Origin of the sequence: Kitasatospora sp. NPDC101447 (genome assembly GCF_044767225.1) — a bacterium.
Lineage (GTDB): Bacteria > Actinomycetota > Actinomycetes > Streptomycetales > Streptomycetaceae > Kitasatospora.
On sequence record NZ_JBIWNL010000013.1, the window covers coordinates 139,660 to 154,505 of the forward strand.

Consider the following 14,846-nt stretch of genomic DNA (forward strand, 5'->3'; position numbering starts at 1 on the left):
GCGCGTGGGGCCGCGCGTGTTGCCGTGGGTGTCGGCGGGACGGTGTCGCGGCGGCCGCCGTGCGCGGCCTACGGACGGACGAGCCGGTGCGGGAAGGCGTCCGTCCCCACCAGGTCGCCCTCCTCGACCAGGGCGAACCGCCCGTCGGGCCCCGGGCGCAGACCCGCGCGCAGGAAGACGTCACCGGCCGCCGCGTTCCGCCCGGTCGGGACGAACCGGCCGCCGACCCCGGGGCGCGCGCGGCCCGAGCGGTGCAGGGCGGCGGCCAGGAACACCGGCCCGATGTCGAGCCCGATGACCCGGCAGCTCACCGCCAGGCAGGTGACGTCGTCACCGGTGAGGGCCAGCACACCGGTCAGCCCGTAGTCGGCGAAGCGGTCCCGCACCCGGCAGACGAACAGCGCGCCGTCCGGGCCGCCGAGCAGTGCCTCCAGCTCCCGCGCACCCGGCCGCCAGGCCGTCGTCGTGTACTGGTTGGTGCGGTTGAACAGCTCGGCCAGCCTGGGCAGGTCGGCCGCGACCGCCTCCCGCACCTCGACCTCCACGTCGAGCTCCCGGATGAACTCGACCGGGTCGGCGGCCTCGACGCTCCCGCGGGCGAGCATCGCCCGGGTGGTCTCCGACCGGTTCCGCGCCTCCGCGCCGGCCGGGGGACGGTCCAGCAGCGGCGAGTCGAGGAGCTGCCGGCGGAAGGTGTGCGGCTCGCCGTCGAGGATCCGGACGTCCGGCAGGGCGCGGGCCACCTCCCAGCGCTCCACCGGATTGTCGTCCAGGAACAGCAGCGCACCGGGGGCGAACCCGAGCTCCGCCGCGATGTCGGCGACGTTCGCCGACTTGCGGCTCCAGTTGATGCGGTGCGTGACGAAGTCGTCCGGGCCGAGCAACATCGGGTGCTCCGCGGCCCGCCACGCGTCGAGGGTGTACCGCTCGGTGCCCTTGCTGCACGTCGCCAGCAGCAGCCCCCGCGACTTGAGCAGCCGCAGCGTCTGGTGCAGTCCGAAGTGGACCCAGCTGCTCGTCGAGTCGGAGTCCGTCCAGCCGAAGCCGTCGTCGGCCGCGATCCCGGGCCACAGCGTGCCGTCCAGGTCGGTCACCACGCACTTGATCTCGCCCTGCCGGGTCGCCGCCTCGTACAGGTCCAGGTACTCGGCCGCCAACACCCTTCCCAGCGCCGGGCGTTGGTTGGCGATCTCGATGCGCGGGTCCTGGTCCCCGCCGTGGTGCCCGAACGGCACCAGGTGGTCGTCGAACAGCGTCAGCGCGCCGTGCCGGGCGACGAGCCGTTCCTCGTCCAGGAGCAGCAGCCGAGGGTCGGCCCGCAGCAGCTCGTCCACATGGCCGTTGAGCTCGGCCAGCACCTCGCGGGTGTTGAGGTCGACCGCGTGCTCGAACCTGCCGTACGGGGACAGCGCCGACGGCGCGACGTTGTGCACGACGGCGAGGCCCGAGTCGGGAAGGCTCTCGGTCAGGGCGGTCACCCAGCGGGTGAACAGCTTCTTGATCCGGGTGAGCGCGACCCGGCGCTGGGCCGGATCCTGGGCCGGCGCGGCGTCCCACAGCCGGGTGAGGTGCGGGAAGATCCCCAACTGCAGGATCACCAGATCGGCTTCCACGCTGCGCAGCCGGGCCGTGCTGTCCGGCCAGACCGTCTCGAAGGAGATGTCGAGGCCGCGGGCGTATCCCTCGTGGAGGAGCTCGTCGCGCGCGAAGTCGAGCACGCAGCCGCCGAGGCCGACGACCCGCACGGGGCGGACGGCCCCGGAGTCCGTGCGCCCCAGCCGGGCCAGCGTCGGCGCGTCGAGCGGCCGTGCGCTCCAGAACGTCGACCGGTCGTACGGGCCCGCCTCGGGGAGGCCGTCCCGGAGGAAGAGCTCCCAGCGGCCACGCTCGTCCTCGTCCGCGTCCACGACCAGGTGGCGGGAGCGCAGCAGCCGCAGCAGCCCGGCGCGCTCGTCGTCCCGGCCGAACTCGGCGCCGCCGCGGGGCTCGCCGGCCCGGACGCACGCGTCGCCGTTGCCGGGCTCGCCGGCCCGGACGCACGCGTCGCCGTTGCCGGGCTCGCCGGCCCGGACGGACGCGGTGCCGCTGCCGGGATCGCCGGCCCGGACGAACTCGTCGTCGGTGAACTCCCGGCCCGCGAAGGCGTGCAGCCGCTCCGCGACCGGCCCCGGCAGCGAGATCCGGGCGGCGCTGACCGCGTGGGAGACGACCGTGAGCCCGGCGAAGCGGCTGAAGGTCGCGTAGTTGCTGAGCCTGTTCACAGGGCCGCCCCCGCGGGGATCCGGTACCAGCGCGCGGTGAGCAGCACCGGGACGGCGATGAGGGCCGCGGCGCAGACCGCCGCGGCGGACCCGGACCAGGCGGCGACCGTCGCGCCCAGCCCGGCCCCGGCGAACCCGAAGGCCTCGGTGAGCGGGATCAGCGCCGCGTAGTAGTAGCCGGCGACCTCCTCGGGCACCCTGGTCTGCGCCTCGGCGAAGAACACCGTCGTCGCGATCGACTCCAGCACGCCGGCCGCGCACATCATCAGCAGGGCCAGGACCGTGGAGCCGGTGGCGGCCACCGCGACCCAGGCGACGGCTTCGAGGACGTTCCCGGCGACGTAGAGGGAGCCGTTGCGGAACCGGGTCAGGCGCCCCGCGACCAGCCCGCCGACGACGCCGCCGAGCGCCATCGCCCCGGCGAGGTAGCCGTAGAAGCCGGGAACGTCGTGGAACTCCACCGCGCCGAGCTGGATCAGGGCGAACCGGCCGACCGACACCGCGCAGACGTAGGTGAAGGCGGTGAGGGTGAGGCCGCGCATGAAGCGGTCCTTGCCGATGGTGCGCAGCAGGCTCCGGGTGTTGTCGACGTACGCCTCGCGGGCGAGGGCGCGCCAGCCGGTGGGGCGCGCCGGGTCGCCCTCCGCTGCGGCGTCGCGGTCCGCCGCCGCGTCCGGTTGCGCGGCGGGGCCGGGCACGGCGTACATGAGGGCTCCGGCCAGCAGGCCGAGGAGGGCGGCGGCGAGGAACACGACGCGGACCTCGCCGAGGGCGAAGGCCAGGGCGACCAGCAGCGGGCCCAGGACGGAGGGGACCCGTTCTGCGGTCACGATCAGGCCGTTCCCGCGCAGTTCGTCGCCCTCCTCGATCACCGACGACCGCAGCACCAGCCGGACCGGGCCCTCGATCATCGTGGCGATGCCGACGGCGACGCCCAGCACCTGCAACTGCCAGAGCGCGTCGGCGAACGGGATGACGGCGACCAGGACGGCGGAGCCCACCGCGCTCACGACGGCGAGCCGCCGCGGTTCGAACCGGTCGATCATGCTGCCCGCGATGGGCCCGAACAGGACGCTCGGCACCACCTGGAGCGCCAGTGTCAGGCCCACCGCCACGGAGAAGCCGTAGTCCTGGACCAGGAGCAACGGCAGTGCGATGGTGCACATCGCGGCGCCCAGGTCGACCAGGAACAGGCTGCCGACGAGTGCCGCGAGGCCCCGCGACCGTGGTTGTGCGGACACAGCGCCGCCGTTCATCGAACCCCTGCCTTCGTCTCGGCCCATTGCGATGGTGGCGAGCATGTCCCTATCTGAAATTTCAGTCAAGAACTTTCCGGGTATGGATCTCCGAGATCGACTTCGACGGGCCCTCAACTGACGAGATCGGCAGTACAGATGGGCCGGAACGACGAAAACCGAAGCTGCGACCCGCTGCCGCCATCGGATCGCTTGACGGCCTGACGTGAGCTCAGCAATGATCCACTCCAGCCGGGTTCGCCCTGCGCTGCGGACATCTCCGTCCCGCAGCGGCAGGGCTGACATGTCGTCAGAATCGGACGAAGCCGTGTCGTCGGGCGCGAACGGCCCGGTGGCGGGGTCCAGCGGGCTCGGGGGCGAGGTCCGCCGCGCTCGGGGGCAAGTCGCTGTCGCGTACGGTTCGTCCACGCCCCGTTGTCCTGAACGGCGCGTGCCGGGCCCGCCCCGGCGCGCCTAGGTTCACCGCCATCCGCACGACCGGCGACCTCAGGAGCGATCCACGTGAACTGGCTGATCCACGACTACCGCGAGGACGACCTGGCCGCCGTCGTCCATCTGATCGACAGCACCGCCGGGCTCGGGCAGGAGTCCGTGTTCTCGCTCGCCGAGTGCATCGCCGCGCTCACCGCGCGCCAGCCCGCGGTCGTCGCGGTGCACGACGGCGCGCCGATCGGGGCGGCGCTCGCGCAGGTCGCGGCGGCGGGCGAGCGGGCCTGGGTGATGCGCGTGGCGATCGCCCCGGCCTGGCGCGGGCGCGGCCTGGCCAGCGCGCTGCTGCGGGAACTGGAGCGCCGGCTGGTCGAGGCCCGTGTGCGGCGGATCGCCTACGTACTGCCGGAGGAGGAACTGCTCGGCGAGGGGCTGCGCAACGCCGGGTACGAACGGCGGCCCGCCGCCGCGTACTTCGAGAAGACCGAGCCCGCCGCGGGGCCCGCTGCCGGCACCCTGGACGAACTCGGCGGGCGCGTGCTGAGCGGCGACCTGTGGGACCGGGTGGCCGGGATGACCGCAGAGAAGGAACTGATCGAGCGGCGGGTCGTCCTGCCGCTCGCGCAGCCCGAGCGCGCGGCCCGGCACGGCGTCCGGCCGCCGCGCGCGATCACCCTCTTCGGGCCGCCCGGCACCGGCAAGACGACCTTCGCCCGCGCCATCGCCTCCCGCCTCGGCTGGCCGTTCGTCGAGCTGCTGCCCTCCCGCCTCGCCGACGAGGGCAACCTCGCCGCCGCGCTGCGCAGCGCGTTCGCCCGGATCGGCGAGCTGGAGCGGGTGCTGGTCTTCATCGACGAGGTGGAGGAGATCGCCCCCGTACGCGGCGGGGCCGGTTCGGCCGGCGCGATGCACGGGGTGACCAACGAACTGCTCAAGCTGATCCCCGGCTTCCGCGAGCGGGACGGCCGGCTGCTGGTCTGCGCGACCAACTCCGTGCGCTCGCTCGACCCGGCGTTCCTGCGCACCGGCCGGTTCGACTACGTCATCCCGATCGGCACCCCCGACCCGGACGCCCGCGCCGCGATCTGGTCGCACCACGCCCTCGACACCGACCGCCTCGACGTGGACATCCCCGCCCTGGTGGCCGCGAGCGAGCGCTTCTCTCCCGCCGACATCGAACACGCCGCACGCCTGGCGGCCCAGACCGCCTTCGAGCGTGACGACGCCGTCCCGGGGGCGACCACCGCCGACCACCTCGCCGCGATCGGCGCCAGCCGCCCGACGGTCACGGCCGCCATGATCGAGGACTTCCACACCGACATCGGCACCCACGCCCGTCTGTGACCCCCGGCCGGGGGCCGGGCGGAGCCGGGTCAGTCCTGCGGCTCGGGACCGTCGGAGTGGGTCCGCGTGGGGTGGGCCCGAGTGGACGTGGGCATGGACGTGGACGTGGACGTGAACGTGGACGTGAACGGCCCGGCGGCCCAGGGCGGCGCCTGGCCGGGCGGGGCGATCGGCCCGTCCGGGATCCTCACCTCGGCCACGTCGTCCAGCGGGGCGACGGTCAGGGCGACGCCCTCGTCGTGGACGAGCGCGCCGAGCTCGTCCGCCGCCAGCCGGTAGGCCACCGCGTCGCCGACGGTGTGCTGGTAGCCGAGGACGTCGGTCAACTGCCGTGCCCGTTCGGCACGTTCGTCCCCGAGGTGCTGCCACAGGTCCGGCGGCAGCAGGACCTTGGACTTGGCGAACCGCTGCCCGATGTCCACGAAGTTCCGGATGCAGGCGTCGCGCTTGTCGTAGAGGTCCTGGGAGTAGCGGTACTCGTGGCCGCTGAACTCGATCCACGTCCGGTCGTCCGCCGCGCCGAACGACGTCGACACCGTCGCCGCGACGTCCAGCTGGTACGTCTCGTCGTCCGGCCGGTTGGTCAGGCGCAGGCGCGACCCGGCGGCGATGGGCTCGATCGCGTAGGACACGACGACCTTGCGCGCGGCCGTCTGCAGGTCGAGCCGGGGGTTCGCCACCTCCACCACCTCGGTGAAGGTGTGCTGCCCGGACGCTCCCGTGAGCGGCACGCCGTCAACGGTCCAGGTCACCGTCACGGGTACGCCGCCGGGCGGGTAGGTCGCTTCGAGGACGGCCTGCTGCCGCCGCGCCAGCTCGCGGTACTCCCAGGTGCCCTCGACGCACAGCTTCTGGCCCGGCCCCCAGGTGGTCGCGCCCGTGCTGCGCACCTCCTCGCCCACGGTGTCCGTGCGGTTGGTGAACCCGATCGGCACCGGGCCGACCCTCCCCGGGCGCAGCCGGATCGTCACCGTGTGGTCCTCGGGGGACCGGCCGACCACCTCCATCCCGAAACCCGGGCCGTTGAAGACGCTGCCCCAGGACCCGAAGGCGACCGGCAGCCGACGCAGCCCCAGGTAGGTCGTCGCGAAGGTGCCGGGGTAGTGCGTGTCGCCGCTGCTGCCGCGGCCCCGGGCGACGATCAGGGCGGGCGACCCCTGGCCCCGGTCCCAGTCGGCGTCCTCCCGGTACTCGATGACGTAGTTCGTCCCGTCGGCCGCCAGCACCTCCACCGCCTGCGGCGCCGTCCGGGGGACCCTGCCGAGCCAGTGCCTGCTGCGCAGGGTGAACTCGGCGGGGCCGGAGGCCGCGGCCAGGTTGTAGGTGTCGGCCTGGATCCAGCCGCGGCCCAGCGCCGTCGTCGCGTTCAGGCTCGGGCCGAGCGCCGAGTACTCGGGTCGGCCGTCGCGCGGGGCGGCCGGGAAGTAGGGGCCGCCGATGTTGCCGTAGGCCATCGCGCTCATGATGCAGTACGGGTGCGCGTAGCCCCCGTAGTCCTCCCCGGGGTCCTTGAACGCCGGGTCGCCGAACGAGTGGGACAGGCCCAGGGCGTGGCCCAACTCGTGTGCCAGGAAGTCGAACCGGTCGCCCTGACGGGTCACGATCCCGTGGTGCTCGCGGTGCCGGGAGGTGGCCCGGGTCGACCCGCCGTCGGTCGGGTAGCCGTTCCGGACGCCCAGCACCACGACGACCACGTCGAAGGACGAGAAGTCGATGTTCCGGTCGTCCTCCATGGCCCGGATCACCATGTCGACCGTCCTCGTCCGGCTGGACAGATCGGGCGCCGGATCCTCGAAGACGGCCCAGTCGAAGACCTCTCCGTCGAGCAGCATGTCGTTGTCGGTCTGCTTGAGCCAGTACGCCGCCTGCCCGTGCGTCGGGCTGAAGAGGTAGGAGACGTACCAGGGGGCGTCACCCGGCACGTTGATCGGCTGTCCGGCCGGGAACATGGCGAGCAGGACGGCGGTTCGGACGACGGGCACGATCGCTCTCCCTCGGCGCGGGAACGAGCGCAACTGTCGCACGGGCGGGGGGCCATGGCTTCACACCGGAACCGTCCGGCGTGTTGCCGGGCCGGGCACCGGGCGTGGTGCCCGGCCGTTGTCGGGGTGGTTCAGCGGGCGCTGCCGAGGTTTCGGTCGCCGTCGGTGCCTTCGAGCATGAGGGTGGTCTCCTCTATGCGGCGGAAGCGGCCGTCGGGGGCGAACTCGCCGAAGAGGTAGACCTCCATGCGGACGGTGGTTCCGTCGGTCTTGACGACGGTCATGGTGTGGCGGTCGGCGTAGAGGTTGCCGGCGGTGAGTTCGTCGTGGACCTCGACGGAGCCGTCGGCGACGACGGTGCGCAGGTGGGCGATGTGGTCGAGGAACTCGGCGCGGTCGGCCCATTCGCCGTCGGTGCGCTGGCGGTAGTCGGGGGCGAAGTGGCGGTCGGCGGCTTCGTCGAGGTCGAGGCCGGGGGTGAGGAGGAGGTCGGTGAGGGCGGCGCGGACGTCGGTGTGGGTCACGGGGATTCCTTCGGTTGGGTGCGGGGGCGTCCCGCTGCGGATCGAACGAAGATGCGTGCCTGAAGCACGCTTATGACTGTAGCGGAAAAGCGTGCTCGGCGCACGCTAATCTGGTGGGGTGAAGCACTCGCCCTCGCACTCGACCGGACACGACATCGCCGACGCCCTCGGGCTGCTCCTGCGGCGCAGCACCCGCGCCCGCCTCCACACCCACCTGACCGAGGGGCTGGGGGAGGCGATCGACGACCTCACCTACCCCGTCCTCAGCGGTCTGGCCCGCACCGGCGCGTGCAGCGCCGCCGACCTCGGCCGCGAGATCGGACTCGACCGCACCACCGTCACCCGCCGCGCCGACCGCCTGGAACAGGCCGGCCTGCTCCGGCGCCGGCCCGACCCGGCCGACGGCCGCGTCACCCTGCTCGACCTCACCGACGACGGCCGCGCCGTCATCGAGGCGACGAGGCAGCGGCTCGCCGCCGGCATCGAGGACGCCCTCGCCGACTGGCCGCAGGACGACGCCCGGACCTTCGCCCGCCTGCTGCGCCGCTTCGTCGACGAGGGGCCCTTCGCCGGGGACCACGACTGACCGGCGATTCCGGTTCCGCCGGTCTTCCGCCGGCGCCGCATAGGATCACCGGCATCCGGCGGCCCGAGGTGCCCGCAGCCCTCCGCCGTCTGCCCTCTGTCCTCTGTCGTCTGCCCGCCGGTCGTCCGCCGTCGGCGTCACCGAGAAAGGATCCGCCGTGACCTACGCCGTGGACTTCGAAACCGTGTCGACCGTCGGCCTGGAGTCGTCGCCCGTCGCGGACGCGCTCGCCGGTCTGCGGGCCAACGAGGCCCGCTACTTCAAGAACAAGTACGACCACGTCTTCACGGTGGAGCCCGCGGCCGACGCCGCCGAGGTCGTCGACTGGGTGCATAGGATCCTCCGGGAGGAACGCGAGATCGTCATCTCGTCCCGGCCCCTGGAGGCCACGGCCTTCCAGGTGGAGAACATCCGCATGGCCTACGTCTTCTACGAGAGCGGCCTGTCGATCAACGTGATGTACACCGTCGACGACGGCGGGAAGCGGGCGGTCGGGTTCAAGCTCTCGGACGGGATGGAGGTCCCGGAGGAGCTCGCGTCGCGGTTCAAGTTCGCACGGCAGAAGTCCAAGCTGGCCGGCACCATCCGCGGATCGTTCTTCGTCATCAAGAACGAATACGGCAGCCTGTAGGGCGTCGGATGGGCCTGGGGCGACAGGAACGGCGAGGAATGGGTCGGTGGGCTCTGGCGGGTTCGGTCAGGCGAGTTTGACCGAGGCGTTCATCAGGGTGAGCGCCGGTCACCGTCCACAGGCGGCCGTTGGACTGAGGCTGGCCGAGTGCAGGTCGCGCAGACGTCGCTCCAGCGGTCCTGCGGAGTCTCGCGTACCTGAGGAAGAGACCGGGCAGCTCGATCACGCGTCCGGTGAGTCAGTTCCGAGGCGCACAGCTTGAGCGAGTTGTGGTGGAACTTCATCAGCCCATCCGGTGAGAGGGTGTTCGATACCGTTTTACGCTGCCGCGGACGGTTTCGGGCGGAGGTATTGCCCGGTTCTGTCCGGGCTGGCGGTCAGGCGGCTGGTCATGGAGTTCACCATGGCCCACTGAATCATCGAGTGTGACCGGTTCGGCAGTTCCTCGTAGTCGCGGTGGAGCTGCCGGTACCGGGACATGATCCCGAAGGTCTGCTCCACGCGCCAGCGGACCGGTTGGACGACGAAGCCCTTCTGCTCCTTGTCCCGGGCCACGACCTCGACGTCGATGGCGCGTGCGGCGCCGTGTCTGACGACGGCGTTGTTGTAGTCGGCGTCCACCCAAGCCTTGGTCACCGTGGGCCACTGGGCGGCGAGGGCGTCCAGGACCTGCTTGCCGCCGTCGAAGCCCTGACTTGCGGCCGGGGCGTTGGGCGAAGCCTTCACCGACTGGGCGTCGATGATCGCCGCTGTCGGCAGGATCCGGCGGCCCTTCTTGGTCCGTAGCTGGTCACGGAGCGTGTCATGGATCCGTTCGGTGGTGCCGTCGCGTTCCCACTCCTTGAAGTAGCCGTAGACGGTGGTGTGGGGTGGGCGGCCGCCAGGCGGAGGTGGCCGGTCCGCCGTCTGTGTTGCACCCGGAGCTCAGGGTCCGCTGGGCTGGGGAGGGCTTGTCGAGTCTCGTGTTCGGGCATGTGTGCCAGAGTTCAATCGGATCAATGCTGACCTCTTGCCGACTTTTTCTGGCGAGTCGTCGGGCTTGGCGTGCTGACCGTCCGGCTGTCGGCATCGAGGCCAGAGGCCCATGCCGATGAGCCGATTGCAGTGTGGCGGACCCAGAGCCGCGTCGGTCTCGGCCTGCCGTAGCCGGGCACCAACCCCGCGATCTGGGACCGGTTGAACACCCACGTCTCCCATGCCATGCGCGATCTGATCAACGCGCGGGACTGGCTGACGGTGTTCATCCTGCCCGCATACGCGCCCGAGCTGAACGCGGTCGAGTACCTATGGGCCCGCGTCAAGCGCAGCCTGGCGAACCTCGCCAGCGTCGCTCTGGAGCGACTCGCCGCGCTCGACCGCAATCGCCTTGAAGCGCCAAGGTCAGTATCCGTGGCCGGTGTTCGCCGGCGGAGCGCTACATGCTCGCCACCGAGGTGGGCCAGGCGTTTCGCACGACACATCGTCATGCCGCCGATGCTCTGAGCGTGTGAAGACCCCGGAGCGGCTGGCGGACATAGCCGGAGAACAGTGATCAAGGCCATGAATCGGGCGGATGACTTGTTGGCGCCCGCACTGCTGGTAGCCCCCTCTCTCAGCTGGGAAGTTGGCCATTGACATGTCCTTCGACGGCTGGCTACTATCATGATCGTTTGTTAAGGGGGCGTAACGCCAGGTGTCAAACTCGCCGGAGATTCTCCGGTGAGGGCGTCTGGGGTGACGTGCGCCATATTAGGCGCTTTGTTTGCGTACATGCGTATGCGCATGAACGTTCGGGGGTGGGGAAAGTGGCCCTTTTTGAGGGTGCGGGTTTGAGTAGTCTTTCCGGTGTCGGATATGCCCGGGATGTAACTTTTCCCTGACGTCTCGTAGGCGTCAGAGGGTCTCTGTCGATAGCCAGGGTTTCATCAGTTCTCTGCGTTCGGCTGTCGGTTTGCTCGCTGACGTGACTGTTCGGCTTCTGGTCGGATGATGCCTGCTGCCGATTCACCCAGGAGATCTCTCCCGGGTGGCGCCACTCTGTGTTCTGGGTTGCGTGGAATCCCTTTGTCAAGCCGACTCTGCGGGCTGGATTTCGATTTGTTTTTAGTGGCGACTATTCTGCCTGCCTTGTAAAAATAGTCGGAATGGTTGGCGACCTAAATGAGATGTATGCGAATAGTGAGGTTTCATGTCTAGCCCGTTCGACGATCCCCATGGTCGCTTCTTCGTTGTGTCGAATGACGAGGGGCAACATTCGCTCTGGCCGGAGTTCGGGCGGCTGCCAGCCGGCTGGACTGTCGTGCACGGGGCGGCGGATCGCTCGTCGTGCCTTGACTACGTCAACGCGAACTGGACTGACATGCGGCCGCTGAGTCTTGTCGCCCACATGGCCGAGGCGGTTCCGCGCCAGGGCGAGGAGCAGGGCTGATGACTGCCGAGCAAAAGGCGAACGGCCAGTCAGGTTCTGGGCCGCGGAGCGCGATCCGAAAGCGGCTCGTTTCACAGTCGCGGCTGGACCAGATGTCCCCGGAGAAGCGGGCCCTCCTGGAGAAGCGGCTCGGCGGGCGTCGTCCCAAGCCGGCCGACGACTCCATTCTCCCCGTCCCGCGCACGGCCGAGCTGCCGCTCTCCTCAGCGCAGCGGCGCCTCTGGTTCATGGACCAGGTGAGCCCCGGAAGTGCTCTCTTCAATGTGTCGGTGGCGCTCCGCTTCGCAGGCCCACTACGGCTCGACGTGCTCGCGCAGGCGGTCCATCAGCTGTTCCTCCGTCACGAGTCGCTGCGGACGGTCTTCCCGCCCGCCGCGGACGGCTCCGACAACCCTGTGCAGCGGATCCTCCCGGACATCGTGGTGGACCTCGAGCCGGTGACGCTGGCCGACGGCTCCGAGGCCGGGATCCGGGCGGCCGTGGAGGCAGAGGCGGCCAGGCCGTTCTCCCTTCAGTCCGGACCGCTCTCGCGCGCGACCGTGCTCCACTGCGCCCCCGACGACCACGTGCTCGTCCTCACCATCCATCACAGTGTCTGCGACGGCTGGTCGATGGGCCTGCTGGTCGACGAACTGCTCGGGTTCTACACGGCCGCCGCCCAGGGCGCCGAGGCGGCCCTCACCCCCCTGACGCTGCAGTACGCCGACTACGTCGGCTGGGAGGCCCGCCCGGAGCGCGCAGAGGAGCTCGCCGCAGGCCTTGAGTACTGGCGCCGGACGCTGAGCGGTGCTGTCCCGGTCATCGAGCTCCCCGCCGACCGCGCCCGGCCGGCCGTTCAGAGCTTCCGCGGCGAGCGACACCGCTTCGCCCTTCCGCCGGAGATCTGGCCGGCGGTGAAGGAGATCGCCCGCGCGGAGCGCGCGACCCCGTTCAATGTGCTGACCGCCGGATTCGCTGCGCTGCTGGCGCGCTTCTCGGCCCAGGACGAGGTGTCGATGGTGACGCCGGTTGCCAACCGGCCACGCGTCGAACTCGAGAGCATGGTGGGCTTCTTCGCCAACTCGATTGCTCTGCGGGTCGATGTCTCCGGCTCCCCGACCTTCCGCGAGCTGGTCGGCCGGGTGCGCGACCTCACCCAGGAGGCCATCGCACACGGCGAGGTGCCCTTCGACCGCGTGGTGGAGGCGGCGGACCTGCCCCGGGACCTGAGCCACTCGCCCGTCGCCCAGGTACTGTTCGCCCTGGTCGAGGACCCGGCGCTGGATCAGGAGCTGGGCGACCTGCGGGTCACGGTCGTTGACCACCACAACGGCACCGCCAAGTACGACCTCAGCCTGGAGGTCTGGCCGGACGCGGACGACTTCCTGCACGGTGTCTTCGAGTACGCGACGGACCTCTTCGACGAGACGACCGTGCTCCGCACGGTCTCCCACCTCGGCATCCTGCTCGGGAGCTTGACCGGCGAACCGGACACCAGGATCGGGAACGCCTCCATGCTGTCCGAGGACGAGCTGCGGGACACCGTCGTCAACTGGAACCGCACGGAGAGCCCGCTACTCGGCGGCCTCCACGCCGTCGAGCTCTTCGAGCAGCAGGTGTGCCGCACGCCGGGTGCGACCGCGCTAGTCTCCGGCGAGCGAACCCTGACCTTCGCCGAGCTGGACCGGCTTGCGGACCGTCTCGCCGCCCGGCTGCGCCGCGAGGGCGTCGGGCCGGAGACACGGGTCGCGCTCTTCCTCCAGCGTGACATCGAGCTCGTGGTCGCCGTGCTGGCCGTGCTCAAGGCCGGCGGCGCCTACGTGCCCCTCGACCCCAAGGACCCGGCCGAACGCATCGCGTACATGCTGGCCGACGCGGACGCGCGGGTCGTCCTCAGCAGCAACCGCCACACGGGAGTGCTCCCGGCGACGGACGCGCATGTCCTCACCGTGGAGGACGTGCTGCCCACCGAGGAAGGCGGCGAGCTGTCCGAGGCCGAGCGCGGCGCTCGACCGCAGGCGGACAATGCTGCCTACATCATCTACACCTCCGGATCGACCGGCCGCCCCAAGGGCGTTGTCATCACGCACGGCGGTCTGGCGAACTACCTCGCCTGGAGCCTTGGTGCCTACCGGGTGGCTGATGGCGGGGACTCCGTGCTCGTCTCGCCGCTGCGGTTCGACCTCTCGGTGACCACCCTGTTCTGCCCGCTCCTCGTCGGACGCTCGCTGACCCTCGTGCCCGAGGGCGAGGAACTCGACACCCTCGCGGGCGTCCTCGGCGACAAGCTCGACCTCGGTCTGCTGAAGCTGACCCCGGCCCACCTCGACGCACTGGACACGTCGATGCCGCAGGCCGGGATCGAAGCGGACGGCTACCTGGTCGTCGGCGGCGAGTCCCTGCACGGGAGCACCGTCGCCGCCTGGGGCAGGCGCGCCCCCGGCTTGCGCGTGGTCAACGAGTACGGGCCCACCGAGACGGTCGTCGGCTGCTGCGTCCACGAGGTGACCGAGAGCACCGACCTCTCCGGCACCGTGCCGATTGGCCGACCCATCGCCAACACGCAACTCTACGTACTCGACGCGCACTTGATGCCCGTCGCTCGCGGTGTGGTAGGCGAGCTGTACGTCGGCGGCGCGGGCGTCGCGCGCGGCTACTGGAACCGGCCGGACCTCACGGCGGAGCGGTTCATCCCCGACCCGTTCGGCGCGCCCGGCGGGCGGCTCTACCGGACCGGGGACCTCGTCCGACTGCGGCCGGACGGCGAGTTGGAGTGCCTCGGGCGGGCCGACACCCAGGTCAAGATCCGCGGCTACCGGGTCGAGCTGGAGGAGATCGAGGCCGCCCTGACCCGGTTCCCGACCGTTCGCGAGGCCGTGGTGCTGCTCCGTGAGGACACACCCGGCGAGCGCAGGCTCGTCGCGTACATCACGGCGGCGGATGCCGGGGAGGTGCCGGCGGCCGAGGAGCTGCGGGCCGAGCTCCGGGCCGACTTGCCGGAGTACATGGTCCCGGAGCTGTTCGTGGGGATGCACGCCCTGCCGCTGGCCCTGAGCGGAAAGGTGGACCGCCGCGCGCTGCCGCGCCCGACCGTGGAGGCTGCGAGCGGCGCCACAGGAGGCGGCCTCGGGTCGCCGGTGGAGCGGGTGGTGGCGCGGGTGTGGGCCGAGGTTTTGGGTGTGCCGTCGGTGGAGCGTGATGTGGCGTTCCTGGAGTTGGGCGGGCATTCGTTGTTGGCGGTGCAGGCGATGGCGCGTCTGCGTAAGGAGTTGGAGCTGGACCTGCCGTTGTCGGTGTTCCTGCAGGCCACGTCTGTCGCCGATCTCACGGCGCGGATCGAGGGTGCTGCGGTGTCGCCGGTGGAGCGGGTGGTGGCGCGGGTGTGGGCCGAGGTTTTGGGTGTGCCGTCGGTGGAGCGTGATGTGGCGTTCCTGGAGTTGGGCGGGC

The 14,846-nt window shown here is 71.0% G+C and carries 10 protein-coding genes and 1 pseudogene; 6 read left to right on the forward strand and 5 right to left on the reverse strand.

Going from position 1 to position 14,846, the window contains the following annotated elements; all coding sequences use genetic code 11:
• Window positions 1-68: 68 nt before the first annotated feature.
• On the reverse strand, window positions 69-2,261 hold the full coding sequence (locus ACIRST_RS20510) for an HAD-IIIC family phosphatase (RefSeq protein ID WP_402803374.1): 2,193 nt from the start codon (window positions 2,259-2,261) through the stop codon (window positions 69-71).
• A complete protein-coding gene (locus ACIRST_RS20515) occupies window positions 2,258-3,502 on the reverse strand; it encodes an MFS transporter (RefSeq protein ID WP_402803376.1) in 1,245 nt (414 codons plus the stop codon). Before ACIRST_RS20515 ends, ACIRST_RS20510 begins: the two co-directional genes overlap by 4 nt.
• Before the next feature lie 516 nt (window positions 3,503-4,018).
• Here ACIRST_RS20515 and ACIRST_RS20520 point away from each other — a divergent pair.
• Window positions 4,019-5,290: a GNAT family N-acetyltransferase gene (locus ACIRST_RS20520; protein ID WP_350520480.1), complete on the forward strand. Its 1,272-nt coding sequence runs from the start codon at window positions 4,019-4,021 to the stop codon at window positions 5,288-5,290.
• A 29-nt stretch (window positions 5,291-5,319) separates the two neighbouring features.
• On the opposite strand, the gene ACIRST_RS20525 is transcribed toward ACIRST_RS20520, so the two are convergent.
• Both ACIRST_RS20525 and ACIRST_RS20530 read right to left on the reverse strand, forming a co-directional pair.
• Window positions 5,320-7,272, reverse strand: coding sequence for a hypothetical protein (locus tag ACIRST_RS20525; RefSeq protein ID WP_402803378.1), 1,953 nt, complete (start codon window positions 7,270-7,272; stop codon window positions 5,320-5,322).
• Window positions 7,273-7,403: 131 nt separating this feature from the next.
• Complete coding sequence (locus ACIRST_RS20530) at window positions 7,404-7,796, reverse strand: nuclear transport factor 2 family protein (RefSeq protein ID WP_402803380.1); 393 nt, start codon at window positions 7,794-7,796, stop codon at window positions 7,404-7,406.
• Between the two features lie 118 nt (window positions 7,797-7,914).
• Here ACIRST_RS20530 and ACIRST_RS20535 point away from each other — a divergent pair, with 118 nt between their 5' ends.
• Together ACIRST_RS20535 and ACIRST_RS20540 are read left to right on the forward strand one after the other, a co-directional pair.
• Complete coding sequence (locus ACIRST_RS20535) at window positions 7,915-8,382, forward strand: MarR family transcriptional regulator (RefSeq protein ID WP_350520483.1); 468 nt, start codon at window positions 7,915-7,917, stop codon at window positions 8,380-8,382.
• A 157-nt stretch (window positions 8,383-8,539) separates the two neighbouring features.
• Window positions 8,540-9,013: a phage tail protein gene (locus tag ACIRST_RS20540; RefSeq protein ID WP_402803382.1), complete on the forward strand. Its 474-nt coding sequence runs from the start codon at window positions 8,540-8,542 to the stop codon at window positions 9,011-9,013.
• A gap of 318 nt (window positions 9,014-9,331) precedes the next feature.
• Here ACIRST_RS20540 and ACIRST_RS20545 read toward each other — a convergent pair.
• Window positions 9,332-9,829: pseudogene (locus tag ACIRST_RS20545) on the reverse strand (transposase); the annotation flags it as partial.
• Window positions 9,830-10,189: 360 nt separating this feature from the next.
• Between ACIRST_RS20545 and ACIRST_RS20550 the strand changes: the two are divergent.
• The 3 genes from ACIRST_RS20550 to ACIRST_RS20560 all read left to right on the forward strand — a co-directional run.
• Window positions 10,190-10,495 carry a transposase gene (locus tag ACIRST_RS20550; RefSeq protein WP_402803384.1) on the forward strand — a complete coding sequence of 102 codons (306 nt, stop codon included), beginning with the start codon at window positions 10,190-10,192 and terminating at the stop codon, window positions 10,493-10,495.
• Window positions 10,496-11,180: 685 nt separating this feature from the next.
• Window positions 11,181-11,420, forward strand: coding sequence for an MbtH family protein (locus ACIRST_RS20555; protein ID WP_350520485.1), 240 nt, complete (start codon window positions 11,181-11,183; stop codon window positions 11,418-11,420).
• Window positions 11,421-11,512: 92 nt separating this feature from the next.
• Window positions 11,513-14,846: amino acid adenylation domain-containing protein (locus ACIRST_RS20560; protein ID WP_402803386.1), on the forward strand; the 3,334-nt coding region annotated here is incomplete at its 3' end.